This is a genomic window from Pseudomonas sp. UC 17F4 (genome assembly GCF_900101695.1).
GTDB lineage: Bacteria > Pseudomonadota > Gammaproteobacteria > Pseudomonadales > Pseudomonadaceae > Aquipseudomonas.
Genome location: NZ_FNKV01000001.1, coordinates 472,284 through 497,477, shown reverse-complemented (window position 1 = coordinate 497,477; position 25,194 = coordinate 472,284). Strand labels below are relative to the sequence as shown.

Annotated in this window: 23 protein-coding genes; 18 read left to right on the top strand and 5 right to left on the bottom strand. The window is 62.9% G+C overall.

Annotation, left to right across the window (positions count from 1 at the left end):
• Window positions 1–100: 100 nt before the first annotated feature.
• The gene (locus BLR26_RS02220) at window positions 101–577 is read left to right on the top strand and encodes a DUF4399 domain-containing protein (protein ID WP_045201806.1); all 477 of its coding nucleotides are present in this window, start codon (window positions 101–103) and stop codon (window positions 575–577) included.
• Window positions 578–633: 56 nt separating this feature from the next.
• Here BLR26_RS02220 and serA read toward each other — a convergent pair whose 3' ends face one another.
• Window positions 634–1,863, bottom strand: a complete 1,230-nt coding sequence (gene serA / locus BLR26_RS02215) for a phosphoglycerate dehydrogenase (protein WP_045201808.1) — start codon at window positions 1,861–1,863, stop codon at window positions 634–636.
• A 172-nt stretch (window positions 1,864–2,035) separates the two neighbouring features.
• Between serA and BLR26_RS02210 the strand changes: the two genes are divergently transcribed.
• The 4 genes from BLR26_RS02210 to BLR26_RS02195 all read left to right on the top strand — a co-directional run bounded on the left by BLR26_RS02210 (window position 2,036) and on the right by BLR26_RS02195 (window position 6,221).
• Window positions 2,036–3,433 carry an FAD-binding oxidoreductase gene (locus BLR26_RS02210; RefSeq protein ID WP_093377348.1) on the top strand — a complete coding sequence of 466 codons (1,398 nt, stop codon included), beginning with the start codon at window positions 2,036–2,038 and terminating at the stop codon, window positions 3,431–3,433.
• Between the two features lie 40 nt (window positions 3,434–3,473).
• Window positions 3,474–4,139, top strand: coding sequence for a fumarylacetoacetate hydrolase family protein (locus BLR26_RS02205; protein WP_045201812.1), 666 nt, complete (start codon window positions 3,474–3,476; stop codon window positions 4,137–4,139).
• Between the two features lie 151 nt (window positions 4,140–4,290).
• Window positions 4,291–5,223 carry an SdiA-regulated domain-containing protein gene (locus BLR26_RS02200; protein ID WP_093377345.1) on the top strand — a complete coding sequence of 311 codons (933 nt, stop codon included), beginning with the start codon at window positions 4,291–4,293 and terminating at the stop codon, window positions 5,221–5,223.
• Window positions 5,224–5,309: 86 nt separating this feature from the next.
• Entirely contained in the window at window positions 5,310–6,221 is a 912-nt protein-coding gene (locus tag BLR26_RS02195) for an SdiA-regulated domain-containing protein (RefSeq protein ID WP_093377341.1), read from the top strand.
• A 60-nt stretch (window positions 6,222–6,281) separates the two neighbouring features.
• Here the strand turns inward: BLR26_RS02195 and rpiA are convergent, their stop codons facing one another.
• Entirely contained in the window at window positions 6,282–6,953 is a 672-nt protein-coding gene (rpiA, locus tag BLR26_RS02190; protein ID WP_010222132.1) for a ribose-5-phosphate isomerase RpiA, read from the bottom strand.
• A 136-nt stretch (window positions 6,954–7,089) separates the two neighbouring features.
• On the opposite strand from rpiA, the gene ilvA reads away from it, so the two are divergent.
• Complete coding sequence (gene ilvA / locus BLR26_RS02185) at window positions 7,090–8,604, top strand: threonine ammonia-lyase, biosynthetic (RefSeq protein ID WP_045201818.1); 1,515 nt, start codon at window positions 7,090–7,092, stop codon at window positions 8,602–8,604.
• Window positions 8,605–8,645: 41 nt separating this feature from the next.
• Window positions 8,646–9,074: a DUF2269 family protein gene (locus tag BLR26_RS02180; RefSeq protein WP_093377338.1), complete on the top strand. Its 429-nt coding sequence runs from the start codon at window positions 8,646–8,648 to the stop codon at window positions 9,072–9,074.
• A gap of 46 nt (window positions 9,075–9,120) precedes the next feature.
• Here the strand turns inward: BLR26_RS02180 and BLR26_RS02175 are convergent, their stop codons facing one another.
• Complete coding sequence (locus tag BLR26_RS02175) at window positions 9,121–9,777, bottom strand: histidinol-phosphatase (RefSeq protein ID WP_045201820.1); 657 nt, start codon at window positions 9,775–9,777, stop codon at window positions 9,121–9,123.
• A 140-nt stretch (window positions 9,778–9,917) separates the two neighbouring features.
• On the opposite strand from BLR26_RS02175, the gene BLR26_RS02170 reads away from it, so the two are divergent.
• Both BLR26_RS02170 and ptsP read left to right on the top strand, forming a co-directional pair.
• Window positions 9,918–10,397 carry an RNA pyrophosphohydrolase gene (locus BLR26_RS02170; RefSeq protein ID WP_010222140.1) on the top strand — a complete coding sequence of 160 codons (480 nt, stop codon included), beginning with the start codon at window positions 9,918–9,920 and terminating at the stop codon, window positions 10,395–10,397.
• Window positions 10,398–10,419: 22 nt separating this feature from the next.
• Entirely contained in the window at window positions 10,420–12,699 is a 2,280-nt protein-coding gene (ptsP, locus tag BLR26_RS02165) for a phosphoenolpyruvate--protein phosphotransferase (RefSeq protein WP_045201822.1), read from the top strand.
• A 48-nt stretch (window positions 12,700–12,747) separates the two neighbouring features.
• Here ptsP and BLR26_RS02160 read toward each other — a convergent pair whose 3' ends face one another.
• Window positions 12,748–13,494, bottom strand: coding sequence for an NRDE family protein (locus BLR26_RS02160; protein ID WP_093377334.1), 747 nt, complete (start codon window positions 13,492–13,494; stop codon window positions 12,748–12,750).
• Between the two features lie 129 nt (window positions 13,495–13,623).
• Between BLR26_RS02160 and BLR26_RS02155 the strand changes: the two genes are divergently transcribed.
• The 3 genes from BLR26_RS02155 to BLR26_RS02145 are packed head-to-tail and all read left to right on the top strand — an operon-like array spanning window position 13,624 to window position 16,249.
• Window positions 13,624–14,406, top strand: coding sequence for a sulfite exporter TauE/SafE family protein (locus BLR26_RS02155; protein ID WP_045201826.1), 783 nt, complete (start codon window positions 13,624–13,626; stop codon window positions 14,404–14,406).
• A gap of 14 nt (window positions 14,407–14,420) precedes the next feature.
• Window positions 14,421–15,230, top strand: a complete 810-nt coding sequence (lgt, locus tag BLR26_RS02150) for a prolipoprotein diacylglyceryl transferase (RefSeq protein WP_045201832.1) — start codon at window positions 14,421–14,423, stop codon at window positions 15,228–15,230.
• Window positions 15,231–15,277: 47 nt separating this feature from the next.
• On the top strand, window positions 15,278–16,249 hold the full coding sequence (locus tag BLR26_RS02145; protein ID WP_045201834.1) for a thymidylate synthase: 972 nt from the start codon (window positions 15,278–15,280) through the stop codon (window positions 16,247–16,249).
• Window positions 16,250–16,348: 99 nt separating this feature from the next.
• Here BLR26_RS02145 and cadR read toward each other — a convergent pair whose 3' ends face one another.
• On the bottom strand, window positions 16,349–16,792 hold the full coding sequence (gene cadR / locus BLR26_RS02140; RefSeq protein ID WP_038997693.1) for a Cd(II)/Pb(II)-responsive transcriptional regulator: 444 nt from the start codon (window positions 16,790–16,792) through the stop codon (window positions 16,349–16,351).
• Between the two features lie 82 nt (window positions 16,793–16,874).
• Between cadR and BLR26_RS02135 the strand changes: the two genes are divergently transcribed.
• From BLR26_RS02135 to BLR26_RS02110, 6 genes are all read left to right on the top strand, one after another.
• Window positions 16,875–19,136, top strand: coding sequence for a heavy metal translocating P-type ATPase (locus tag BLR26_RS02135; RefSeq protein ID WP_093377329.1), 2,262 nt, complete (start codon window positions 16,875–16,877; stop codon window positions 19,134–19,136).
• A 7-nt stretch (window positions 19,137–19,143) separates the two neighbouring features.
• On the top strand, window positions 19,144–20,013 hold the full coding sequence (locus BLR26_RS02130; RefSeq protein ID WP_093377326.1) for a LysR family transcriptional regulator: 870 nt from the start codon (window positions 19,144–19,146) through the stop codon (window positions 20,011–20,013).
• 122 nt (window positions 20,014–20,135) lie between these two features.
• Window positions 20,136–21,200, top strand: a complete 1,065-nt coding sequence (locus BLR26_RS02125; RefSeq protein ID WP_093377321.1) for a putative 2-aminoethylphosphonate ABC transporter ATP-binding protein — start codon at window positions 20,136–20,138, stop codon at window positions 21,198–21,200.
• A 1-nt stretch (window position 21,201) separates the two neighbouring features.
• A complete protein-coding gene (locus BLR26_RS02120) occupies window positions 21,202–22,926 on the top strand; it encodes a putative 2-aminoethylphosphonate ABC transporter permease subunit (protein WP_093377317.1) in 1,725 nt (574 codons plus the stop codon).
• A gap of 39 nt (window positions 22,927–22,965) precedes the next feature.
• On the top strand, window positions 22,966–23,991 hold the full coding sequence (locus BLR26_RS02115) for a putative 2-aminoethylphosphonate ABC transporter substrate-binding protein (protein WP_045201846.1): 1,026 nt from the start codon (window positions 22,966–22,968) through the stop codon (window positions 23,989–23,991).
• Window positions 23,992–24,066: 75 nt separating this feature from the next.
• Window positions 24,067–25,194, top strand: coding sequence for a TIGR03364 family FAD-dependent oxidoreductase (locus BLR26_RS02110; RefSeq protein WP_093377313.1), 1,128 nt, complete (start codon window positions 24,067–24,069; stop codon window positions 25,192–25,194).

Genomic DNA, 25,194 nt, shown 5'->3' with positions numbered 1-25,194 from the left:
ACCGTTGTTAAACATGTTTTGACGCATTTGGACTATGGTAATCCACCGTTGCCGTTCGTTCAGTGGCAAGGGTTATTGAAGTAAAACACAGGAGAAGTGAATGAAAAGCCTATTTTCGCGTGCAGCCGTCGCCGGATTGCTGATGGGGGTCTCGGCCTTTGCCGCTGCCGCCGATGGCCTGAAAAGCCAGGAGCCGCCAAAAGCCGCCAAGGTCTTCATCGTTTCCCCGGCCGATGGCGCCACGGTCGACCAGACCTTCACCGTCAAATTCGGCATCGAGGGCATGGAGCTCAAGCCGGCGGGTGATCAGACCCCGCATAGCGGCCACCACCACTTGCTGGTGGACGTCGATCAAGAACCTGCAGCCGACCAGGTACTGCCAACCAGCCTGCTGCCGGAAAACAACGCGCCGCTGGCGGCGGGCCCGCAAGTGCTGCACTTCGGCAAGGCACAGACTGAAGTAAAACTGACCCTGACCCCGGGCAAGCACACCCTGCAACTGGTGCTGGGCGACAAGTTCCACGTGCCGTTCAAGCCAAGCGTCGAGTCGAAGAAGATCACCGTTACCGTCAAGTAAGGCGGGCATAAAAAAGGGAGGCCATCACGGCCTCCCTTTTTTGTCGCACGGAAAACTTAGAACAGAACGCGGGAACGGATGGTGCCCTTGATCTGTTGCAGTTTTTCTTGCGCCAGGTCCGAGTACTCGGCGTCAACGTCGATCACCACGTAACCGACTTTCTCGTTGGTCTGCAGGAACTGACCGGAGATGTTGATCCCGTTTTCGGCGAACACTTTGTTGATTTCGCTGAGTACACCCGGGATGTTTTCGTGGATGTGCAGCAGGCGGTGTTTGCCCGGGTGCGCCGGCAGGGCCACTTCAGGGAAGTTGACCGACGACACGGAAGTACCGTTGTCGCTGTACTTGACCAGCTTTTCGGCCACTTCCAGACCAATGTTGGCCTGGGCTTCAGCGGTGGAACCGCCGATGTGCGGGGTCAGGATCACGTTGTCCAGGCCACGCAGCGGGCTTTCGAATTGCTCGTCGTTGGAGCGCGGCTCGACCGGGAACACGTCGATGGCGGCGCCAATCAGGTGCTTGTCCTTGATCGCCGCAGCCAGGTGATCCAGTTCGACCACGGTACCGCGGGCGGCGTTGATCAGGATCGAGCCCTTCTTCATCGCGCGGATTTCTTTCTCGCCGATCATCCACTGGGTGGATGGCAGCTCAGGCACGTGCAGCGAGACGATGTCGGCCAGGCCCAGCAGTTCGTTGAGGCTGGTGACCTGGGTCGCGTTGCCCAGTGGCAGCTTGGTCAGCGGGTCGAAGAAGAACACCTGCATGCCCAGGCTTTCGGCCAGGACCGACAGTTGCGTGCCGATCGAGCCGTAGCCGACGATGCCCAGCTTCTTGCCGCGGATCTCGAAGGAGTTGGCCGCGCTCTTGATCCAGCCGCCACGGTGGCAGGAAGCGTTTTTCTCGGGGATGCCGCGCAGCAGCAAGATCGCTTCGGCCAGCACCAGCTCGGCCACCGAGCGGGTGTTGGAGTACGGCGCGTTGAACACGGCGATACCGCGCTCACGAGCGGCGTTCAGGTCAACCTGGTTGGTACCGATGCAGAAACAGCCGACAGCGACCAGTTTCTTGGCGCAGTCGAAAACCTCTTCGGTCAGTTGAGTGCGCGAGCGGATGCCGATGAAATGGGCATCAGCGATCTTTTCTTTCAACTCAGCGTCGGGCAGAGAACCGGTGAGGTACTCGATGCTGGTATACCCGGCGGCCTTGAGGACGTCCACGGCGGATTGGTGGACGCCTTCGAGAAGAAGGAACTTGATCTTGCTCTTATCGAGAGAAGTCTTGCTCATCTGCGTAAACCTGTGTCCCGGAGAAAAATGGCAGGGAAGTGAAGCTCTCGCAGCATCGGCCTGAAGCACGATCAGCGGGGGGCGTATGCTAGCATGAGTACCCCCCGATACGCCCATCCCTGGGACGTGAAGAGTGCTCAGGGTGACTATGAATAGTTCGAGAGTTCTATCGATGACCGATTCTGCGCTGATTGATGAGCTGATGACCCTGGTAGAGCCCGGCAAGGTGCTGACCGATGCCGCCTCCCTTGAGGCTTACGGCAAGGACTGGACCAAGCACTTCGCCCCCGCGCCCTCGGCCATCGTCTTCCCCAAGAGCATCGACCAGGTCCAGGCCATCGTGCGCTGGGCCAACCGGCACAAGGTCGCCCTGGTGCCGTCGGGCGGTCGCACCGGGCTATCAGCTGCAGCGGTGGCGGCCAATGGCGAGGTGGTCGTGGCGTTCGACTACATGAACCAGATTCTCGATTTCAACGAGTTCGACCGCTCGGTGGTCTGTCAGCCGGGGGTGGTTACCCAGCAGCTACAGGATTTTGCCGAAGACAAGAGCCTCTACTACCCAGTGGACTTTGCCTCGGCAGGTTCCAGCCAGATTGGCGGCAATATCGGCACCAATGCCGGCGGGATCAAGGTTATTCGCTACGGCATGACCCGCAACTGGGTGGCCGGCCTCAAGGTTGTCACCGGCAAGGGCGACCTGCTCGAGCTGAACAAGGACCTGATCAAGAACGCCACCGGCTACGACCTGCGCCAGCTGTTCATCGGCGCCGAGGGCACCCTGGGCTTTGTGGTCGAGGCGACCATGCGCCTGGATCGGGCGCCGAACAACCTCACGGCGATGGTCCTCGGTACCCCGGATTTCGACTCGATCATGCCGGTGCTGCACGCGTTTCGCGCCAAGCTCGACCTGACAGCCTTCGAGTTCTTTTCCGACAAGGCCCTGGCCAAGATCATGGGCCGTGGCGACGTGCCGGCACCGTTCGAAACCGACTGCCCGTTCTATGTCTTGCTGGAGTTCGAAGCCAGCAACGAAGAGGTGGCCAATGATGCCCTGGCCACTTTCGAGCACTGCGTCGAGCAGGGCTGGGTGCTCGACGGCGTCATGAGCCAGAGCGAGCAGCAACTGCAGAACCTGTGGAAGTTGCGCGAGTACATCTCCGAGACCATCTCGCACTGGACCCCGTATAAGAACGACATTTCCGTGACCGTGTCGAAAGTACCGGCGTTTCTCAAGGATATCGACGCGATCGTCGCCGATAACTACCCGGACTTCGAAGTGGTCTGGTACGGCCACATCGGCGACGGCAACCTGCACCTGAACATCCTCAAGCCCGACAACCTGAGCAAGGACGAGTTCTTTGCCAAGTGCGCGACGGTCAACAAGTGGGTGTTCGAGACCGTCGAGAAGTACAACGGCTCGATCTCTGCCGAGCATGGCGTCGGCATGACCAAGCGCGACTACTTGACCTACAGCCGTTCGCCGGTCGAAATCGAATACATGAAAGCAGTGAAGGCGGCGTTCGATCCTAACGGGATCATGAACCCGGGCAAGATCTTCGCGGTCGAGTAAGCCACAGGCACAAGAGCATCCAATAGCGCCAGGAGTCGTAATGAGCTATCAGCACCAGTATGTAGACGGCACGCGTATTCACTTTCCGCTGGGCAAGGTGGTGTGCATCGGGCGCAACTATGCAGAGCACGCCAAAGAGCTGGATAACCCGATCCCGAGTGAGCCGCTGCTGTTCATCAAGCCAGGCAGTTGCGTGGTGCCGCTGGACAGCGGCTTCAAGATCCCGACCGAGCGTGGCTCGGTGCACTACGAGACGGAAATTGCCGTGTTGCTCGGCAAGTCGCTGTCCACCAGCCCCACCGAAGAAGAAGTGCTCGACGCCATCTCCGGCTTTGCCCCGGCCCTGGACCTGACCCTGCGCGACCTGCAGGCGCAACTCAAAGAGAAGGGCCTGCCGTGGGAGCGCTCCAAGTGCTTCGATGGCGCCTGCGTACTGCCGCCGTTCGTGCCGGTCGGTGCCTTTGAAGACCTGACTGACATCGGCATCCGCCTGACCCTCAACGGTGAGGTGCGCCAGGACGGCAACAGCGCGCTGATGCTCAACCCGATCGTGCCGATGATCCAGCACATGGCCACGCAATTCTCGCTGCTGGCCGGCGACGTGATTCTCACCGGTACCCCGGTTGGCGTCGGCCCGCTCAACCCCGGCGACCAACTGGTGCTCGAACTGCCAGGCGTCAGCCGTTTCGAAAGCCAGGTGCTCTGAACCACCGACGTGGCAGCCAGAAATACTGGCTGCCATACTGCCCGTCGGCTTTTGCCATTTTTTTCACAATCGATCCGGATAATGCTTGCGGACCTGGCTCTGCGAAATGTGCCGGTACGGTGTTATCAACTGGCAAAAAGAGCACAAATCCATGGCCACTCCTCTTCCTTCGAGCAATTCCCTGCCGCCTGCGCGCAAGCGTGGCCTGGCCCTGCGCTGGTCCACCTGGCTGGTGGCCGCGGCGATCATCGGCTATGGCGTGGCGATCGCCATGCATTGGGATGACCGTGGCCTGCTCTGGTTGCAGGAGCGTTTCGAAAGTCAGAGCGAGCAACAGGCGAGCATCTGGTTGCCGGACTACCAGGTCGATATCGATGCCAAGGTATTGCCGGGCATGGAGGACGATGAAGCTTCAGACCTGTCCTACAACCCGGTGAGCAAAACTCTGTTCGCGGTCATGGGCAAGAATCCCTTTCTGGTCGAACTGACCCTTGAAGGCGATGTGCTGCGCAAGATGCCCCTGGTGGGCTGGAGCAACCCCGAGGGCGTGGCCGTGCTTGAAGGCGGGCGCCTGGCGATCGTCGACGAGCGCGATCACAAGATGACCATCGTCACCCTTGCTGCCGACACCAAGTCGCTGAACATCGCCGATTTCCCCCAATACGACCTCGGCCCCTCGGCAAACCAGAACAAGGCCTTCGAAGCCGTGGCCTGGGACCCTCTGCAGCAGCGCATCATCCTCGGCGAAGAGCGGCCGCCGGCATTGTTCACCTGGAAAAGCGACGGCCACAGCCCGCTGACCGGCGACAAGCAGCCGCTGCCAAGCGACGAACTGGACCTGCGCAACCTCTCGGCGCTGGGTGTCGACCCGCGCACCGGGCATCTGCTGGTGCTGTCGGCTGACTCCAACATGCTCCTGGAGCTGGACGAGAAGGGCGAGCAGGTCAGCTTCATGACCCTGCTGGGCGGCTTCAACGGCCTGAAGAAGCGAATTCCGCGCGCCGAAGGCGTGGCGATGGACGAACACGGCACGCTGTACATCGTCAGTGAGCCGGACTTGTTCTATCGTTTCAAAAAGCCGTGATTTCAGACTTTTCCTACGTCAGGATTTAAGTTTCGCTTCAGTTGAGTGTGGGAAGATTCAGGCTGTCACCCAAAGAGTCCACCTGAATGCGTCGCTACATCCGCCTGCCGCTGATTTTCCTGGTTGCGAGCCTGCTCGCCTTGCTCCTGGTCGCCGTTGCCGGGCAGCAATACCGTTTGTTCGAGCGCGGCTGGTTCAACCTCAAGACCTGGTGGCAGCCGTTCGAGCAGAGCATCGGCCTGGATCAATACCAGGTGGTGCTTGAGGCGCAACCCATCGAAGGCCTGGACGACGATATCTCGGCGCTGACCTTCGACCCTGACCGCAACAGCCTGTTCACCGTGACCAACAAGCGTTCCGAGCTGATCGAGCTGTCGCTGGACGGGCGTATCCTGAGGCGCGTGCCGTTGACCGGCTTTGGTGATCCGGAGGCGGTGGAGTACGTCGGCGCCAACAGCTACGTGATTACCGATGAGCGCGAGCAGCGCCTGATTCGCGTGCGCCTGACCGACAACACGCCGTTTCTCGACGCCAAGGATGCCGAACAGCTGACCCTGGGCATTGGCCTCAATGGCAACAAAGGCTTTGAGGGCCTGGCCTACGACTCGGCCGGCAAGCGTCTGTTCGTCGCCAAGGAGCGCGACCCGATGCTGATCTACGAGGTGCATGGCTTCCCCCACGACAACCCCGAGCAGCCGTATGCGGTGCATGTGGTACAGGACCAGAAGCGTGATTCGCGGTTGTTTGTGCGGGATCTGTCGAGCTTGCAGTTCGATGAGCGCAGCGGCCACTTGCTGGCGCTGTCGGATGAGTCGCAACTGGTGCTGGAGCTGGATGTGCAGGGCAAGCCGTTGAGCACCTTGTCGCTGCGCAAGGGTTTTCAGGGCTTGAACAAGAGTGTGCCGCAGGCCGAAGGCATCGCCATGGACGATGCCGGGACCATTTACCTGGTCAGCGAGCCGAACCTGTTTTACGTGTTCAAGAAGCCGGCCGAGTAGGCATTATCGCGGGGCAAGCCCGCTCCTACATTGTAGGAGCGGGCTTGCCCCGCGATGCTATCAGGCCTTGAGGCTCTTGACCCCTTCCGAAGTCCCCAGCAACAGCAGATCCGCCGGGCGCGCCGCGAACAGGCCGTTGGTGACCACGCCGACAATCGCGTTGATCTGGCTTTCCAGCTCGACCGGGTTGGTGATCTGCAGGTTGTGCACATCGAGAATGATGTTGCCGTTATCGGTCAGCACACCCTCGCGGTACACCGGGTCGCCGCCAAGCTTGACCAGCTGGCGGGCCACATGGCTGCGGGCCATGGGGATGACTTCGACCGGCAGCGGGAAGGCGCCCAGCACCGGTACCAGCTTGCTGGCGTCGGCGATGCAGATGAAGGTCTTGGCCACGGCGGCAACGATCTTCTCGCGGGTCAGGGCCGCGCCACCACCCTTGATCAGGTTCAGGTGCTCGTCGCTTTCGTCGGCGCCGTCGACGTAGAACTCCAGGTCGCTGACAGTGTTCAGCTCATACACTGGAATGCCATGACCCTTCAGGCGTGCCGCGGTTGCTTCGGAGCTGGCGACCGCGCCGTCGAAGGCGGTCTTGTGCTTGGCCAGGGCATCAATGAAGCAGTTGGCGGTCGAGCCGGTGCCGACGCCGACGATGCTCTTGTCGTCGAGCTTGGGCAGAATGAAATCGACAGCGGCCTGGGCGACAGCCTGTTTGAGTTGGTCCTGGGTCATGCGGGCTCCGAAGCGGGGAGGAGTATCGTGAAGGCGCGTAGTATAGCGGCTAAAACCCCTGCCTTGCTGTGGTCGCCCGACAGGGCGCTGGGGTAGACTCGCAAACCCCGCCCAACCGCTCAGTGATGCTTTCCCGATGCTCGAACAGTACGTCAAGAAGATCCTCACCTCGCGCGTTTACGACGTCGCCGTCGAAACTCCGTTGCAGACCGCCGGCCAGCTGAGCAAGCGTCTGGGCAACAACATCCTGCTCAAGCGTGAAGACTTGCAGCCGGTGTTCTCGTTCAAGATTCGCGGTGCCTATAACAAGCTGGCCCAGCTCAGTGCTGAGGAACTGGCCCGTGGCGTAGTCACCGCATCGGCTGGCAACCATGCCCAGGGCGTGGCCCTGGCGGCCCGTGAGTTGGGGATCAAGGCTACCATCGTGATGCCCAAGACCACCCCCGAGATCAAGATCGAAGGCGTGCGTTCGCGCGGCGGCAAGGTGGTGCTGCACGGTGACTCGTTCCCGGAAGCGCTGGCTTATTCGCTGAAGCTGGTGGACGAGAAGGGCTATGTCTACATCCACCCCTATGACGATCCGCACACCATTGCCGGGCAGGGCACCGTGGCCATGGAAATCCTTCGTCAGCACCCGGGGCAACTGGACGCGATCTTCGTCCCGGTTGGTGGTGGCGGCCTGATTGCCGGCATCGCCGCCTACGTGAAGTACCTGCGCCCGGAAATCAAAGTGATCGGCGTCGAGCCGGACGACTCCAACTGCCTGCAGGCCGCCATGGCTGCGGGTGAACGCGTGGTATTGCCGCAGGTCGGACTGTTTGCCGATGGCGTGGCGGTGGCGCAGATCGGCCAGCACACCTTCGACATCTGCAAGGACTACGTCGACGCGGTGATTACCGTCAGTACCGACGAGATCTGCGCAGCCATCAAGGATATCTACGACGATACCCGCTCGATCACCGAACCTGCCGGCGCCTTGGGCGTTGCCGGGATCAAGAAGTACGTCGAACTCAATGGCGTGGCCGGCCAGACCCTGGTGGCCATCGACTCCGGCGCCAACGTCAACTTCGACCGCCTGCGCCATGTTGCCGAGCGCGCCGAGCTGGGCGAGGGCCGCGAAGCCATCATCGCCGTGACCATCCCCGAGCAGCCGGGCAGCTTCAAGGCCTTCTGCGAGGCGGTGGGCAAGCGCCAGATCACCGAATTCAACTACCGCTACCATGCCGACGGCGAAGCACACATCTTTGTCGGCGTGCAGACCCATCCGGATACCGACCCGCGTAGCGCGCTGATCCAGAGCCTGACCGAGCAAGGCTTCCCGGTGCTCGACCTGACCGACAACGAGCTGGCCAAGCTGCATATCCGCCACATGGTCGGCGGCCATGCGGCGCGGGTCAGCGACGAGCTGGTGCTGCGTTTCGAGTTCCCGGAGCGTCCGGGGGCGCTGTTCAACTTCCTCAACAAGCTCGGCGGGCGCTGGAACATCTCGATGTTCCACTATCGCAACCATGGCGCGGCCGATGGTCGCGTGGTCGCCGGCCTGCAGGTACCGGATGATGAGCGCCACCTGGTGCCGGCGGCGCTGGCCAAGATTGGCTACCCGTACTGGGACGAAACCGATAACCCGGCGTACCGGCTGTTCCTGGGCTGAGCGTCTACGCTGTTGGGCAACGCCTGAGGAAGAAATAAGAAATGGAACTGCTGACTACCCTGAAAATCGCCCACATCCTGGCCACCGTGTTGCTGCTGGGCAGCGCCCTGGGGCTGGCGATCTGGACCTTTATCGCGCGCCGCAAGGGCGATGCCAGTGCCCACACCCGGCTGATGGCCCGGCCGCTGGTGTTTGTCTGGCTGTTGATGGGCATCTGCCTGGTGAGCATGCCCTTTACCGGCTGGTGGCTGGTGCACCTGATCGGCTGGCCGCTGGGCCAGACCTGGGTGCTGGGGTCCAGCGTGATCTACACCTTCGCAGCGTTCAGCTGGTTCTGGCTGCTGGCGCGGGTCAACCGCCTGCGCACGGCGCCGACTGTGGGCAACCCGAAATTCACCCTGGCGCTGGCGGTGTTCAGCGGTGTCTGTTTTATCGCCATCGCCGGGCTGATGGGTGCCAAGCCGGTCTGATCATGCGGGCTTCGGTGGGAGCGAGCAGTCGCTCCCATAGCGGCGATCAATCGCGCAGGCTGATCACCGGCCAACCGCGCTTTTCAGCTTCGGCGCGCAGGTTCGGGTCCGGATCGACGGCGACCGGGTTGGCCACCTTCTCCAGCAGCGGCAGGTCGTTCATCGAGTCGCTGTAGAAGTAGCTGTCGTCCAGGCTGTAGCCGTTTTCCAGCAACCAGCGGTTCAGACGCGTCACTTTGCCTTCACGGAAGCAGGGTATATCGGTACTGCGCCCGCTGAAACGGCCGTCGAGCATTTCGCATTCGGTCGCCAGCAGGGTCTGTACGCCCAGGCGCTTGGCGATCGGGCCGGTGATGAAACGGTTGGTGGCGGTGATGATCACCAGTTTGTCGCCGGCATCCTGGTGCTTTTTCAGCAGGGCCAGGGCCTTGGGCAGGATGATCGGCTCGACGCAGTCGCGCATGAAGTCGCGATGCCATTCGTCGAGTTGCGCCATTTCCGTGGTCGCGAGGATTTCCAGGCTGAAGTTCAGGTAGGCGTTCAGGTCCAGCTTGCCGGCCAGATAGTCCTGATAGAAGGCGTCGTTGCGGTTCTGGTACTCGACCGGGTCGAGAATGCCGCGTTCGCACAGGTAGTCACCCCAGGCGTGGTCGCTGTCGCCACCAAGGAGCGTGTTGTCCAGATCGAATAAAGCCAGGCGCATTTAAGTCACTCGCATAACATCTGAAAAGTCCCACAGAATACGGACTTTTCACATCGGTGCACATAAGGTAAACAGGCGCGTTGCTGGCCTTGTGACCTTTGTGGAACAATGCCGTGACATGCGTTTGCGAGGTTGCTGCCGTGATCGACCCCGATGGTTTTCGCCCCAATGTCGGGATCATTCTGACGAATGATCTTGGGCAGGTGCTATGGGCTCGACGGATCAACCAGGATGCCTGGCAGTTTCCCCAGGGAGGTATCAACCCCGAGGAAACGCCGGAAGATGCCCTGTACCGCGAGCTGAACGAAGAAGTGGGGCTGGAGCGAGATGATGTTGAAATTCTTGCCTGCACCCGCGGCTGGTTGCGTTATCGTTTACCCCAACGCCTGGTCCGTACCCACAGCCAACCGCTGTGCATCGGCCAGAAACAGAAATGGTTCCTGCTGCGCCTGGTCTCCAACGAGCAACGGGTGCGGATGGACTTGACCGGTAAACCGGAGTTCGACGGCTGGCGCTGGGTCAGCTATTGGTATCCGCTGGGCCAGGTGGTGACATTCAAGCGCGAGGTTTACCGCCGCGCTCTCAAAGAGCTTGCCCCGCGCCTGCTGGCGCGCGACTGACGACGGAGTTCGACCCCGAGCCATGCTCAATACGCTGCGCAAGATCGTCCAGGAAGTTAACTCCGCCAAGGATCTCAAGACGGCGTTGGGGATCATTGTGTTGCGCGTAAAAGAGGCCATGGGCAGTCAGGTCTGCTCCGTCTACCTGCTCGACCCCGAGACCAACCGCTTCGTGCTGATGGCCACCGAGGGCCTGAACAAGCGCTCGATCGGCAAGGTCAGCATGGCCCCCAACGAGGGCCTGGTGGGCCTGGTCGGCACGCGCGAAGAGCCGCTGAACCTGGAAAACGCCGCCGACCACCCGCGTTATCGCTACTTTGCTGAAACCGGCGAGGAGCGCTTTGCTTCCTTTCTCGGTGCGCCGATCATCCACCACCGTCGCGTGGTCGGGGTGTTGGTCATCCAGCAAAAGGAGCGGCGCCAGTTCGACGAGGGCGAAGAAGCCTTCCTGGTGACCATGAGCGCGCAGCTGGCCGGGGTTATCGCCCATGCCGAGGCCACCGGTTCGATCCGTGGCCTGGGCCGTCAGGGCAAGGGTATCCAGGAGGCCAAGTTCGTCGGTGTGCCCGGTTCACCCGGCGCTGCGGTGGGCAAGGCGGTGGTCATGTTGCCACCGGCCGACCTCGATGTGGTGCCGGACAAGACCGTTGATGACATCGACGCCGAACTGAAACTGTTCAACAACGCCCTGGAAGGGGTGCGCGAAGACATGCGCAACCTCTCCGCCAAACTCGCCACCCAGTTGCGCCCGGAAGAGCGCGCGCTGTTCGACGTCTACCTGATGATGCTCGAAGACGCGGCCCTGGGCGGTGAAGTGGTGCAGGTGATCAAGACCGGCCAATGGGCCCAGGGCGCGCTGCGCCAGGTGGTCGGCGAGCACGTCAATCGCTTCGAACTGATGGACGACGCCTACCTGCGCGAGAGGGCTTCGGACGTGAAGGATCTGGGCCGGCGACTGCTGGCCTACCTGCAGGAGGCCCGTCAGCTGTCGTTGGTCTATCCCGACAACACCATTCTCATCAGCGAAGAACTCACCCCGGCGATGCTCGGCGAAGTGCCGGAAGGCAAACTCGTCGGCCTGGTCTCGGTACTGGGCTCGGGCAACTCCCACGTTGCCATCCTGGCCCGGGCCATGGGCATTCCGACCGTCATGGGCCTGGTCGACCTGCCGTATTCCAAGGTCGACGGCATCGACATGATCGTCGATGGCTACAAGGGCGAGGTCTACACCAACCCCAGCGAAGTGCTGCGCAAGCAGTACGCCGAAGTCGTTGAAGAAGAACGCCAGCTGGCCCAGGGCCTTGACGCCCTGCGCGAACTGCCTTGCGTGACCCTCGATGGCCACCGCATGCCGCTGTGGGTCAACACCGGGCTGCTTGCCGATGTCGCTCGCGCCCAGCAGCGTGGCGCCGAAGGCGTCGGCCTGTACCGCACCGAAGTGCCGTTCATGATCAACCAGCGCTTCCCCAGTGAGAAGGAGCAGCTGGCGATCTATCGCGAGCAACTGGCGGCCTTCCACCCGCTGCCGGTGACCATGCGCAGCCTGGATATCGGCGGCGACAAGGCGCTGTCGTACTTCCCGATCAAGGAAGACAACCCGTTCCTCGGCTGGCGCGGTATTCGCGTCACCCTCGACCACCCGGAAATCTTCCTGGTGCAGACCCGCGCCATGCTCAAGGCCAGTGAAGGCCTGAACAACCTGCGCATTCTGCTGCCGATGATTTCCGGTATTCACGAACTCGAAGAAGCCCTGCACCTGATCCACCGGGCCTGGGGCGAAGTGCGCGACGAAGGCACCGACGTGCCGATGCCGCCGGTGGGGGTGATGATCGAAATCCCTGCGGCGGTGTACCAGACCCGCGAGCTGGCGCGCCAGGTGGACTTCCTCTCGGTCGGCTCAAACGACCTGACCCAGTATTTGCTGGCGGTCGACCGCAACAACCCGCGCGTCGCCGACCTCTATGACTACCTGCATCCGGCGGTGCTCCAGGCCCTGCAGAACGTGGTGCGCGATGCCCACGCCGAAGGTAAGCCGGTGAGCATCTGCGGCGAGATGGCCGGTGACCCGGCGGCGGCGGTGCTGCTGATGGCCATGGGTTTCGACAGCCTGTCGATGAACGCTACCAACCTGCCCAAGGTGAAGTGGATGTTGCGTCAGGTCAGCATGAGCAAGTCCAAGGAACTGCTGGCCCAGGCCATGGGCATCGACAACCCGCAAGTTATCCACAGCTCGCTGCAGCTGGCCCTGAAGAACCTGGGCCTTGCGCGGATGATCGGGCCAGGAGTGGGCAAGCCTTTGTGAGGTTTTGGGGCTGCTTTGCAGCCCATCGCTGGCTTGCCAGCGATAGCGTCAGACCTGCAAACACACCTCCCCCAGATGCCCGCCAAGCGGCCCAAAACTGCGCTCCACCATTTGCCGTCGGCCATCGGCCTCGACAATCAGCACGGTACTGGCTCGGGTCCCGTAGTTCTGGCTGGCAATGAACACGCTCGACAATAACCGCTCGGTACCCAGGCCGACGCCGGTCTCTGGCAGCTCGCTGTCTGCCGCCGGCAGGTTATCCCCAAGTAACTCCAGCAAGCGCTGTGGCTGTGGATCGGCCAGTTGCAATTGCAAGCCCGCCCGCGCCTTGACCAGCTTTGGCCAGGGCGTATCCAGGCCGGCGTTGGACAACCCGTAAACCCCGGCGCCCAGCAGCTGCGGCGTGGCTTGCCGGGCATTCAGGTAACCCAGTTGCGTGCTGTCGGCGACCAGCAGGTTGAACCCCGAATATTGCTGGCTGCGGCTGGCCACCTGATCCAGGTAAGCCTCAACCCCAAGCTCCCCGCGCAAAAACGCCGCCACCAGCTCGCCGCGCGAGCGCGTGCCCTGGGGTTGCTGCGGGTCGCGGATATTGGTCAGCGCGGCAAAGCGGCCGTTGGGGCCGACCCCCAGCCAGGTGCCGCCGGCTTCCAGGTCGCGCCCGGCGTAAACCCCGGGCGCATCTTCCCAGGCCCCCAGTACGCGGCTGGGGCGGGCGTAGAACTCATCACGGTTGGCCGCGACGATCAGCGGCTGGGCATGCCCAGGCCGCCAGGCAAAGGCGATCAGACACATAGGTGGACCTCTGTGTTTTTGCCCACTCTACCGATAGCGTCCGACGCGATCCATCGACTTAATGTGTCTTCACTAGAGCCGCAGGCCTACCTTCCGTTACCATGCCGGACTGAATTTACGGGGGCGACAATGGAATTCGTGCTCTATCTGGCGCTGGGCGCCTGCGCAGGCGTGCTGGCCGGGCTGTTTGGGGTTGGTGGCGGCATTATCATCGTGCCGGTGCTGGTGTTCAGTTTCACCCTGCAAGGCTTCGATGCGTCGGTGCTGACCCACCTGGCGGTGGGTACCTCGCTGGCGACCATTGTCTTCACCTCGGTCAATGCCATCCGCGAGCACCACCGCAAGGGCGCGGTGCAGTGGCCGATCTTTGTCTGGATGACCCTGGGGATCCTGGTCGGTGCGGGTATCGGTGCCAAGACCGCCTCGGCCATTCAGGGGCCAATGCTGCAAAAGATCATCGGCGTGTTCGCTCTGGTGATCGCCGCGCAGATGGCCCTCGACCTCAAGCCCAAGGCCAGCCGCGGCATCCCTGGCAAGCCCGGGCTGACCCTCGCCGGCAGCGTGATCGGCTGGGCCTCGGCGATCTTCGGCATTGGCGGCGGTTCGTTGACCGTGCCGTTCCTGACCTGGCGCAGCCTGCCGATGCAGCAGGCGGTGGCAACCTCGTCGGCCTGCGGCTTTCCGATTGCGGTGGCCAGCGCCCTGAGTTTCATCTGGCTCGGCTGGCACGACCCGCACCTGCCCGCCCATAGCCTGGGTTTTGTGTACCTGCCGGCGCTGCTGGGGATTGCCCTGACCAGCATGTTTTTCGCCCGCTTCGGCGCGCGCCTGGCACATAAACTGTCGCCACGCCTGCTCAAGCGGCTGTTCGCCGCGCTGCTGTTTTGCGTCGGTCTTAGCTTTTTGCTTTAACGAGAGGAGTCACCATGCTGCCTTATCCGCAGATAGATCCAGTAGCCCTTGACCTGAAATGGATCAAAATCCATTGGTACGGTCTGATGTACCTGGTCGGCATCGGCGGCGCCTGGCTGCTGGCCTCGCGTCGCCTGAACCGCTTCGACCCGACCTGGAGCCGCGAAAAACTCTCGGACCTGGTGTTCTGGCTGTCCATGGGCGTAATTGTCGGCGGGCGGTTGGGCTACGTGCTGTTTTATGACCTGCACGCCTACCTGGCCAACCCGACCTTGATCCTCGAAGTGTGGAAGGGCGGCATGTCGTTCCACGGCGGCTTTATCGGCGTGATGCTCGCCGCCTTGTGGTTCGGCAAGCGCAACAACAAGTCGTTCTTCGAGCTGATGGACTTCGTTGCGCCACTGGTACCGATCGGCCTTGGTGCGGGGCGTATCGGCAACTTCATCAACGCCGAGTTGTGGGGCAAGGCCACTGATGTGCCGTGGGCGATGGTCTTCCCGCCGTTCAGCGACCCGGCGCAGTTGCCGCGTCACCCGTCGCAGCTGTACCAGTTCGCCCTGGAAGGTGTGGCATTATTCCTGATCCTTTGGCTGTACTCGCGCAAACCGCGCCCGACCATGGCCGTTTCCGGCATGTTCGCGCTGTTCTACGGTATTTTCCGTTTCATCGTAGAGTTCGTGCGGGTACCCGATGCCCAGCTTGGCTACATCGCCTTCGGCTGGTTGACCATGGGTCAGTTGCTCTGCGTGCCGATGATTGTCGGTGGCATCTTCCTGATCTGGTGGGCCTACAACCGCAAACCCACGGTCAAGGCCGCCGTTTGAATTTCCACGGCAGGGCGATCCCCTGCCGTCTTTGCTACAGGTAAGCCATGAAACAGTATCTAGATCTGGTCCGCGACGTCATCGAAAACGGCACCCTTCAAGGTAACCGTACCGGTATCCGCACCATCAGCCTGCCTGGCGCCATGCTGCGCTTCGACCTGCAGAAGGGCTTCCCGGCCATCACCACCCGCAAGCTGGCGTTCAAGTCGGCCATCGGCGAGATGGTCGGCTTCCTGCGTGGCGTGAAGAACGCCGGCGAGTTCCGTGAGCTGGGCTGCAAGGTCTGGGATCAGAACGCCAACGAAAACGCCCAGTGGCTGGCCAACCCGTTTCGCCAGGGCCATGACGACCTCGGCGAGATCTACGGCGTGCAATGGCGCCAGTGGCCGGCCTACAAGCGCATCCCGCTGAGCAACCCGGCGGCCATCGAACTGGCCAAGAGCCAGGGCTTCCAGCAGATCGCCCAGGCCGAGGAAGACGGCGAAGCCTTCGTGGTGCTGTACAAGGCCATCGACCAGATCCGCCAGTGCATCGACACCATCCACAACGACCCGGGCAGCCGGCGCATCCTGTTCCACGGCTGGAACTGCGCCCAGCTCGACGAAATGGCCCTGCCGCCGTGCCACCTGCTGTACCAGTTCCACCCGAATGTCGAGACCAGGGAAATTTCCCTGACCCTCTACATCCGCTCCAACGACCTGGGCCTGGGCACGCCGTTCAACCTCACCGAAGGCGCCGCACTGCTGTCGCTGATGGGCCGCCTGACCGGCTACACGCCGCGTTGGTTCACCTATTTCATCGGTGATGCGCATGTCTACGAAAACCACCTGGACATGCTGGGCGAACAGCTCAAGCGCGAGCCGCTGGCTGCGCCGAAGCTGGTGATCAGTGATCGCGTGCCGGAATTCGCCAAGACTGGCGTGTACGAGCCAGAGTGGCTAGAGAAGATCGAACCGAGCGACTTCAGCCTCGAAGGCTACGAGCACCACGCGCCAATGACGGCGCCGATGGCGGTCTGATCCTGTAGGAGCGGGCTTGACCCGCGATGCGATGTGATTGACAGACCGCATCGCGGGTCAAGTCGGGTCGCCGCACCGCCGCTCCTACAGGTACCTTAATCAGTGCCCGTGGCTTCTGCCCACATGTGAATGCTCCGCCTCTGGCGCCGTTACTGCGCCATTGACCTCAAGATGCTGCAGGATCGAGCACTGGACCTCCTTGGGATGGCAGTGCTGACGCAGTTCCAGCAGTTGCGCCTGCAGTGCCTGCAGCCCATCGATGCGTGCCTTGACATGCTGGATGTGCTCGTCGATCAACGCATTGACGCTTTCGCACTGGTCATCCGGGCTGTCGCGCAGGCGCAGCAGGCTGCGGATTTCTTCCAGGGTCATGTCGAGGGTGCGGCAGTTACGGATGAAGGTCAGGCGCTCGACGTGGGCCTGGGTGTACATCCGGTAGTTGCCTTCGCTGCGCGCCGGCTCCGGCAGCAGGTTTTCCCGCTCGTAGTAACGGATGGTTTCCACCGCGCAATCGGTGGCCTTGGCCAGTTCTCCGATCTTCATCTGCAAATACCTCGACAAGTGGCTTGACCCTATAGTGGCTACAGGGTGTTCACTTGGCAACAGGACATTTAAGGATGAACCCATGAATCAGCCTGTCAGCCACACCCCCGGTAAAGCTCCTCACGATCATGAGCACAGCCATGATCACGCCAGGCATGAACATGCCGAGCACGCCCACAGCTGCTGTTCCCACGACGCCGCACCGGCGCTGGTGCAACTGAGCGAGGCGAGCAGCGCCGGTGCGCGCCTGAGCCGCTTTCGCATCGAGGCCATGGATTGCCCGACCGAACAGACCCTGATCCAGAACAAACTGGGCAAGCTGGCCGGGGTCGAGCAGCTGGAATTCAACCTGATCAACCGCATCCTCGGCGTGCGCCACACTCATGCCGACACTGTCGCCATCGAGCAGGCGGTCGCCTCGCTGGGTATGCAGGCCGACCCGTTGAGCGAGTCCAGCGACGAAGCTGGCGCTGCGCCTGCGCCGGTGAAAAAACACTGGTGGCCGCTGGCGTTGGCCGGTGTTGCGGCACTGGGCGCCGAAGCAATCCACTTTGCCGAGCTGGCGCCGTCCTGGGTAGTGGCCCTGGTCGCCCTGGTGTCGATCCTCAGTTGCGGTCTGGGCACCTACAAAAAGGGCTGGATCGCCCTGAAGAACGGCAACCTCAATATCAACGCACTGATGAGCATCGCCGTGACCGGCGCGGTGCTGATCGGCCAGTGGCCGGAAGCGGCCATGGTCATGTTCCTCTTCACCGTCGCCGAGCTTATCGAAGCGCGCTCGCTTGACCGCGCGCGCAACGCCATCGGCGGTCTGATGCAGTTGAGCCCGGACCTTGCTACCGTGCAGCAAGCCGATGGCCAGTGGCGTGAGCTGGACGTCAAGCAGGTCGCCCTCGGTGACCTGGTGCGCGTGCGTCCTGGCGAACGCATCGGCCTGGACGGCGAGGTGGTCAGCGGCCAGTCGAGTATCGACCAGGCACCGATCACCGGCGAGAGCCTGCCGGTAGAGAAGGGCCCCGGTGACAAGGTGTTCGCCGGCACCATCAACCAGGCCGGGGCGTTGGAGTACCGGGTGACGGCGGCGGCCGGGCAATCGACCCTGGCGCGGATCATCAAGGCCGTGGAAGAAGCCCAGGGCGCGCGGGCGCCGACCCAGCGCTTCGTCGACCAGTTCTCGCGCATCTACACCCCGGCGGTGTTTGCCTTCGCCCTGGCGGTGGCGGTGATTCCGCCGCTGTTCATGGCTGGCGCCTGGTTCGACTGGATCTACCGCGCGCTGGTGTTGCTGGTGGTGGCCTGCCCCTGTGCCTTGGTGATTTCCACCCCGGTGACCATCGTCAGCGGCCTGGCCGCGGCGGCGCGCAAAGGCATCCTGGTCAAGGGCGGGGTGTACCTGGAGGGCGGGCGCAAGCTCGACTTCCTGGCCCTGGACAAGACCGGCACCATCACCCATGGCAAGCCGGTGCAAACCGACCATGAAGTGCTCGAGCCGCTGTTCGAAGGCCGCGCCCAGGCGCTGGCGGCAAGCCTTGCCGATCGTTCCGACCACCCGGTATCCCGTGCCATTGCCGTGTTTGCCAATGAGCAGCGGTTGCCCCTGAGTGAAGTAACGGCCTTTGAAGCGCTGGCAGGTCGCGGTGTGCGTGGCGAGATCGACGGTGAGCTGTATCACCTCGGTAACCATCGCCTGGTCGAGGAGCTGGGCCTGTGCTCGGCACAGCTCGAAGCCCGGCTCGATACCCTGGAGCGGCAGGGCAAGACCGTCGTGCTGCTGCTCGACAAGTCCGGCCCGTTGGCGCTGTTCGCCGTCGCCGACACGGTCAAGGACAGCAGCCGCGAGGCAATTGCCGAGCTGCATGAGCTGGGTATCAAGACTGTCATGCTGACCGGCGACAATCCGCACACGGCCCAGGCGATTGCCGCCCAGGTCGGGATCGACCAGGCCCATGGCAACCTGCTGCCGGCCGACAAGCTCAAGACCATCGAGGACCTGTACGCCCAGGGCCATCGGGTCGGCATGGTCGGCGACGGCATCAACGATGCGCCGGCACTGGCCCGCGCCGAGATCGGCTTTGCCATGGCCGCGGCCGGTACCGACACAGCCATCGAGACCGCCGACGTGGCATTGATGGATGATGACTTGCGCAAAATCCCGGCCTTCGTCAGGCTCTCGCGCCAGAGTGCGGCGATCCTGACTCAGAACATTGTTCTGGCGCTGGGGATCAAGGCGATCTTCCTGGCAGTCACCTTCGCCGGCATGGCAACCATGTGGATGGCGGTGTTTGCCGACATGGGCGTGAGTTTGCTGGTGGTCTTCAACGGCCTGCGCCTGCTGCGTAAATAGAGGATCTATGTTGAGTTCCGAGTTGAAAGCCTTCTACATGGTTGCCCGCCTGGGCAGCATTACCCTGGCGGCGAAGAAACTCGGGCTCAGCCAACCGACGGTAACCACGCAGATCCGCAACCTCGAAAGCCAGTACGCGGTGGAGCTGTTCTACCGTGGCGGTCGCCGCCTGACCCTCAGTGACGACGGCACGCGGCTGCTGCCGATGGTCAAGGCGCTGCTGCAGCAGGAGGCCGATATCGAGTTCTTCCTGCGCAACAGTGGCCAGGGTCAGGGCAGTTTGCGTATCGCTGCCACGGCGCCGTACTACATCCTCGACCTGGTGAAGATCTTCCGCGAGCGCTTGCCGCAGGTGGAGGTGTCGGTGGAGATCGGCAACTCCCAGCAGGTGCTGGAATTGCTCGAGGACTACCGGGTCGATCTGGCCGCCTCATCGCAACTGGTCGAGGATGCACGGCTGGTGCGGCGGGTGCTGGGTACCGATCCGCTGGTGGTGGCGGTGCATCGCAACCATGTGCTGGCCAGCCGCGAATCGCTGCCGCTGTCGGCGCTGGCCGGGCATTGCCTGCTGGTGCGTGAGCAGGGCTCGACCACGCGCAAGCTGACCGAGCAGATGCTTGAAGCGGCGGGGGTGAAGGTCGGCTCGCTGCTGGAGATCGGCAGTCGCGAGTCGATTCGCGAGGCGGTGCTGCGCAATATCGGCATCAGCATCATTGCCCGCCATGAAGTGCCGCATAACCCCGAGCTGCGGGTGCTGAGCCTGGAGGGCGCGCCGCTGATGCATGAGTATCTGTATTGCTTGAAGGAGCGGCGCCAGGCGCGGTTGCCGGCGGCGTTTCTGGGGTTGGCTCAGGAAGTGGCGGCGGTAGAGGTGTAGGAGCGGGATTTGCATCACACCAAAATCTGCCTATACCACTATCGGCAACTTTTGCCTCTGCGCCACAGAACCTTCGCATTGTCCGCCTAGCATGGCCCTCATTCGTTCGATGAGGTCCTGCCATGAGCACTCCGGTCGCAAACCCTGGCGCACAGATGAAAGTGCGCGGTATCCACAAGCGCTTCGGCGCCTTTACCGCCCTGCACGATGTTTCCCTCGACGTCGCCGCTGGTGAGCTGGTGTGCCTGCTGGGCCCCTCCGGCTGTGGCAAGACTACCCTGCTGCGCTGCATCGCCGGCCTCGAGCGCCAGGATCGCGGCACCCTGTACATCGGCGACCGTGATATCTCCGAGCTACCGCCCCAGGCCCGCGACTACGGCATACTGTTCCAGTCCTATGCGCTGTTCCCCAACCTGACCGTCGAAGCCAATATCGCTTACGGCCTGGCCGGCAGCGGTCGTGACGAAGTGCGCCAGCGGGTGGCGCAGATGCTTGAGCTGGTGGGCCTGAGCGGTAGCGAGAAGAAGTACCCCGGCCAGCTTTCCGGCGGCCAGCAACAGCGCGTGGCCCTGGCTCGAGCCCTGGCCCCGGCACCGTCGTTGCTGCTGCTCGACGAGCCGATGTCGGCCCTCGACGCCCGGGTGCGCGAACACCTGTGCAGCGAATTGCGCCAACTGCAACGCCAGCTCGGCATCACCACCCTGATGGTCACCCACAACCAGGACGAAGCCATGTTGATGGCCGACCGTATCGCGGTGATGAACAACGGCCAGGTCGAGCAGTACGCCACCCCGCAGGAAATCTACGACAAGCCGGCCACGCCGTTCGTTGCCGAGTTCGTTGGCCAGGGTAACTGGCTGCCGTTCCAGCGCCACAGCGACAGCCATGCCCAGGTCGGTGCGCTGAACATGCGCCTGGCCGATGGCGGCAGCCAGGCCCGCAGCGGTCGGCTGTTCTGCCGCCCGGAAGCGATCAGCGTCAATCCGCCGGTGCATGAAGAGAACCTGTTCCCGGCGCGGGTGCGCGAGATCACCTTCCTCGGCAATCGCTGCCGCATGAGTTTCGAATTCAACGAACTGCCAGGCCATGCCCTGCTTGCCGAAGTCGCCCCCGAGTCGATGCCGCGCCTGGGCTCGCAGGACATCTGGGTCGCCTTGCCGCCGCGCAGCCTGCAGGTGTTTGCCTGAGATGGCCGCGCCAATCGCCATGCCGATCGCGCACGCGAAGGCAACCCGGCGCGCCGGTGTTTCGCTGGGTGATCGACTGTTCGTGGTCGGCGGCAAATGGTTGCTGCTGCTTTTGCTCACCGTCGCGGTATTGATGCCGCTGCTGGCGATCTTCTGGCGCGGTTTCAGCAGCGATGCCGGCCAGGGCGGCGGCCTGGTCGCTGCTCGCGAACTGTTTGCCAGCGCCAACTTTCACTGGCTGCTGGGCAATAGCCTGAAGGTCTCGCTCAGCGTTGCGGCCATTGTGGTGCCGCTGGCCTACCTGTTCGCCTACGCTCTGCAGCGTACACTGATTCCGGCCAAGGGCCTGTGGCGCGGCATTTCGCTGCTGCCATTGCTGGCGCCGTCGATGCTCCCGGCCATTGCCCTGGTCTATCTGTTCGGCAACCAGGGGCTGCTGCGCGAGCTGCTCAGCGACAATATCTACGGCTTCTGGGGCATTGTCCTCGGCGAGGCGATCTACACCTTCCCGCATGCGCTGATGATCCTGCTGTCGGCGCTGTCGCTGGCCGATGCGCGCTTGTTCGACGCCGCCTCGAGCATGGGCGCCGGGCCTTGGCGGGCGTTTCACAGCATCACCTGGCCAGCCACCCGGCAGGCGGTGTTCGCCGCCTTCTGCCTGGTGTTCACCCTGACCATCACCGACTTCGGTGTGCCGGTGGTAGTCGGTGGCGACTACCAGGTGCTGGCGCTGGAAGCCTACAAGGCCGTGGTCGGCCAGCAGCAGTTCGGCCGTGGCGCCTTGATCGGCATGGTCCTGCTGGTGCCGGCGCTGCTCAGCTTTGCCGTCGATGCCTGGCTGCGCCGCCGTCAGGGCGATTCGATGAGTGGCCGGGCGCAGGTGTTCCAGCCACAGCCGTCGCGGCGTCGCGATGCCTGCTTCATGGCCGTGGTCATCCTGATTTGCGCGGTGCTGTTGCTGGTGGTGGGCATGGCGGTGTACTCATCGCTGGTCAAGTTCTGGCCTTACAACCTGTCGCTGTCGCTCAAGCACTACCAGTTCGACGAAACCGCCGGTGGCGGCTGGCTGGCCTACCGCAACAGCCTGACCATGGCCCTGGGCACGGCGCTGATCGGTAGCGCGGTGATTTTCACCGGCGCCTACCTGATGGAAAAAACCAAGGGCCAGCGCAGCTTGAACCTGCTGCTGCGCCTGCTCAGCTTCGTGCCGATGGCGGTGCCGGGCCTGGTGCTGGGCCTTGGCTACGTGTTCTTCTTCAACCTCAGCAGCAACCCGCTGCATGTGTTCTACGGCAGCATGGCGCTGCTGGTGGTGTGCACCATTGCTCACTACCTGACCACCGCCAACATGACCGCGACCACTGCCCTGCGCCAGCTCGATGGCGAGTTCGAGGCTGCCGCGCTGTCGCTCAAGGCACCGCTGTACCGGCACTTCATGCGGGTCACCGTGCCGATCTGCCTGCCGGCATTGCTCGACATCATTCGCTACCTGTTCGTCTCGGCGATGACCACGGTGTCGGCGGCGATCTTCCTCTACAGCCCCGACACCATCCTTGCCGCGGTCGCCGTGCTGAACATGGATGATGCCGGCAACGTCGGCGGCGCCGCAGCGATGTCGACCCTGATCCTGATTACCAGCGCCACCGTTTCGCTGCTCCTGGCCTGGGCCTCGCGCGGCCTGTTGCAACGCTCCCAAGCCTGGCGCCAGCGCGCGCCGGGTCACTGATTGCCTCTCCCAACCTGTACTGTTCAAAGGAACCGCATCATGTTCAAGCCACTTGCTCTTGCCGCTGCCGTCCTCACTGCATTCAGCGTGCAGGCCTTTGCCGCCGATACCCAACTGACGGTGTACACCGCGCTCGAAGCCGAACAGCTCAAGAGTTACAAGCAGGCCTTCGAAAAGGCCAACCCGGACATCGAAATCAAGTGGGTGCGTGATTCCACCGGCATCATCACTGCCAAGCTGCTGGCCGAAAAAGACCGCCCGCAAGCCGATGCCGTGTGGGGCCTGGCGGCATCGAGCCTGGCAATCCTCGACCAGCAGGGCATGCTGCAAAGCTATGCACCGAAAGACCTCGGCAAGATCGGCGCCAACTACCGCGATGCCGCCAATCCGCCGGCCTGGGTGGGCATGGACGTCTGGGCCGCGACCATCTGCTTCAACACCGTCGAGGCCGAGAAGCAGGGCCTGAGCAAGCCGCTGAGCTGGCAGGACCTGACCAAGCCTGAGTACAAGGGCAAGATCGTCATGCCTAACCCGGCGTCTTCCGGCACCGGTTTCCTCGATGTCAGCGCCTGGTTGCAGACCTTCGGCGAGAAGCAGGGCTGGGCGTATATGGACGGCCTGCACCAGAACATCGGCCAGTATGTTCACTCTGGCTCCAAGCCGTGCAAGCTGGCTGCTGCTGGCGAATTCCCGATCGGCATCTCGTTCGAATACCCGGCCGTGCAGCTCAAGCGCCAGGGTGCGCCGCTGGACATCGTCCTGCCGAAGGAAGGCCTGGGCTGGGAGATCGAAGCCACCGCGGTGATCAAGGGCAGCCAGCATGAAGACGCGGCCAAGCGCCTGGCCGACTTCTCGGCGAGCCCGGCGGCCATGGAGCTGTACAAGGAAAACTTCGCCGTCCTGGCCCAGCCGGGCATCGCCAAGCCGCAGACCGAACTGCCGGCCGACTACGAACAGCGCCTGATCAAGAACGACTTCGCCTGGGCTTCGAAGAACCGCGACAACATCCTCGCCGAATGGCGTAAGCGCTATGACGGCAAGTCGGAGAAGGTCGCGCAGCAGTAACCGCATCGCGGGGCAAGCCCGCTCCTACAGTAGGAGCGTGCTTGCCCCGCGATAGCACTTTTGAAGGAACCTCAGATGACCGATCTACTCATCGTCGGCGCCGGCATCCTCGGCCTGTCCCATGCCTACGCCGCTGCCCGGCGCGGGCTCAAAGTGCGGGTCTTCGAGCGCAGCGCGACGCCCCTGGGCGCTTCGGTGCGCAACTTCGGCCAGGCCCTGGTAACCGGCCAGCCACCCGGCCAGATGCTCGAACTGGCCAAGGCCAGCAGTGGTATCTGGAAGCACTGGGCGCAGCAGGCCGGCTTCGAGCTCAAGGCCAATGGCTCGCTGCTGTTTGCTCGCACTGCGCTGGAGCTGGAACTGCTCGAAGCCTTCTGTGCCGAGCGCGCGCCACAACATGATTACCAGGTGGAACTGCTCAGCGGCGCCGCCTTGAACGACCTGTACGGCGGCCAGTTTCGCCACCACCGCGCCGCCTTGCGTGGCTTGCAAGACCAGCAGTTGTATTCCCGCGAAGCGCTGCCGAGCCTGATCCGCTTCCTGCAGCAGGAACTGGATGTAGCGTTTCACTTTTCAACCTTGGTACGTGCTATCGAACCTGGTCGCGTATCGACCACGGCGGGGGACTTCAGCGCCAGACAGATCGTGGTCTGCTCCGGCCACGACTACCAGACCCTGCTCGCCGAACCCATCTCCGCCCTGCAACCGCAGGTTTGCCGTCTGCAGATGCTGCGCGCCCGGCCGCGCTTCAAGCTCGACCTGCAGCACGCCTTGCTGACTGGCCTGAGCTGTGTGCACTACGGCGCCTTCGCCGACCTGCCGCAGGCCCAGGCGCTGAAAGCGCAACTGCAGGCCAACAGCCCGCACCTGCTGGAGCATGGCATCCACCTGCTGATCAGCCCGACGCCCCATGGCGAGCTGATCATCGGCGACTCCCATGCCTATGGCAGCGATGCTTCACCGTTCAACGCCGAGCAGGTCGACAACTGGATGATCGAGCTGGCCGAGCAGACCCTGGGCGGGCGCATCGAGGTGGTCGAACGCTGGCAGGGCGTCTATGGTTCAGGCGGGCCGGGGCCGTTTTCCTTGCTGCAGGTGGCGCCGGGTATCAGCGCTGCGCTGATGCACAGCGGCGTCGGCATGAGCGTCGGCCCGGCCCTGGCCGAGCAACATATCGCCCGTTTGCTGGAGGAGAGTGACTGA

Coding starts and splice junctions, on each gene's coding strand:
- BLR26_RS02220 (WP_045201806.1), top strand. CDS start 101: ATGAAAAGCCTATTTTCGCGTGCAGCCGTCGCCGGATTGCTGATGGGG.
- serA (WP_045201808.1), bottom strand. CDS start 1,863: ATGAGCAAGACTTCTCTCGATAAGAGCAAGATCAAGTTCCTTCTTCTC.
- BLR26_RS02210 (WP_093377348.1), top strand. CDS start 2,036: ATGACCGATTCTGCGCTGATTGATGAGCTGATGACCCTGGTAGAGCCC.
- BLR26_RS02205 (WP_045201812.1), top strand. CDS start 3,474: ATGAGCTATCAGCACCAGTATGTAGACGGCACGCGTATTCACTTTCCG.
- BLR26_RS02200 (WP_093377345.1), top strand. CDS start 4,291: ATGGCCACTCCTCTTCCTTCGAGCAATTCCCTGCCGCCTGCGCGCAAG.
- BLR26_RS02195 (WP_093377341.1), top strand. CDS start 5,310: ATGCGTCGCTACATCCGCCTGCCGCTGATTTTCCTGGTTGCGAGCCTG.
- rpiA (WP_010222132.1), bottom strand. CDS start 6,953: ATGACCCAGGACCAACTCAAACAGGCTGTCGCCCAGGCCGCTGTCGAT.
- ilvA (WP_045201818.1), top strand. CDS start 7,090: ATGCTCGAACAGTACGTCAAGAAGATCCTCACCTCGCGCGTTTACGAC.
- BLR26_RS02180 (WP_093377338.1), top strand. CDS start 8,646: ATGGAACTGCTGACTACCCTGAAAATCGCCCACATCCTGGCCACCGTG.
- BLR26_RS02175 (WP_045201820.1), bottom strand. CDS start 9,777: ATGCGCCTGGCTTTATTCGATCTGGACAACACGCTCCTTGGTGGCGAC.
- ptsP (WP_045201822.1), top strand. CDS start 10,420: ATGCTCAATACGCTGCGCAAGATCGTCCAGGAAGTTAACTCCGCCAAG.
- BLR26_RS02160 (WP_093377334.1), bottom strand. CDS start 13,494: ATGTGTCTGATCGCCTTTGCCTGGCGGCCTGGGCATGCCCAGCCGCTG.
- BLR26_RS02155 (WP_045201826.1), top strand. CDS start 13,624: ATGGAATTCGTGCTCTATCTGGCGCTGGGCGCCTGCGCAGGCGTGCTG.
- lgt (WP_045201832.1), top strand. CDS start 14,421: ATGCTGCCTTATCCGCAGATAGATCCAGTAGCCCTTGACCTGAAATGG.
- BLR26_RS02145 (WP_045201834.1), top strand. CDS start 15,278: ATGAAACAGTATCTAGATCTGGTCCGCGACGTCATCGAAAACGGCACC.
- cadR (WP_038997693.1), bottom strand. CDS start 16,792: ATGAAGATCGGAGAACTGGCCAAGGCCACCGATTGCGCGGTGGAAACC.
- BLR26_RS02135 (WP_093377329.1), top strand. CDS start 16,875: ATGAATCAGCCTGTCAGCCACACCCCCGGTAAAGCTCCTCACGATCAT.
- BLR26_RS02130 (WP_093377326.1), top strand. CDS start 19,144: ATGTTGAGTTCCGAGTTGAAAGCCTTCTACATGGTTGCCCGCCTGGGC.
- BLR26_RS02125 (WP_093377321.1), top strand. CDS start 20,136: ATGAGCACTCCGGTCGCAAACCCTGGCGCACAGATGAAAGTGCGCGGT.
- BLR26_RS02120 (WP_093377317.1), top strand. CDS start 21,202: ATGGCCGCGCCAATCGCCATGCCGATCGCGCACGCGAAGGCAACCCGG.
- BLR26_RS02115 (WP_045201846.1), top strand. CDS start 22,966: ATGTTCAAGCCACTTGCTCTTGCCGCTGCCGTCCTCACTGCATTCAGC.
- BLR26_RS02110 (WP_093377313.1), top strand. CDS start 24,067: ATGACCGATCTACTCATCGTCGGCGCCGGCATCCTCGGCCTGTCCCAT.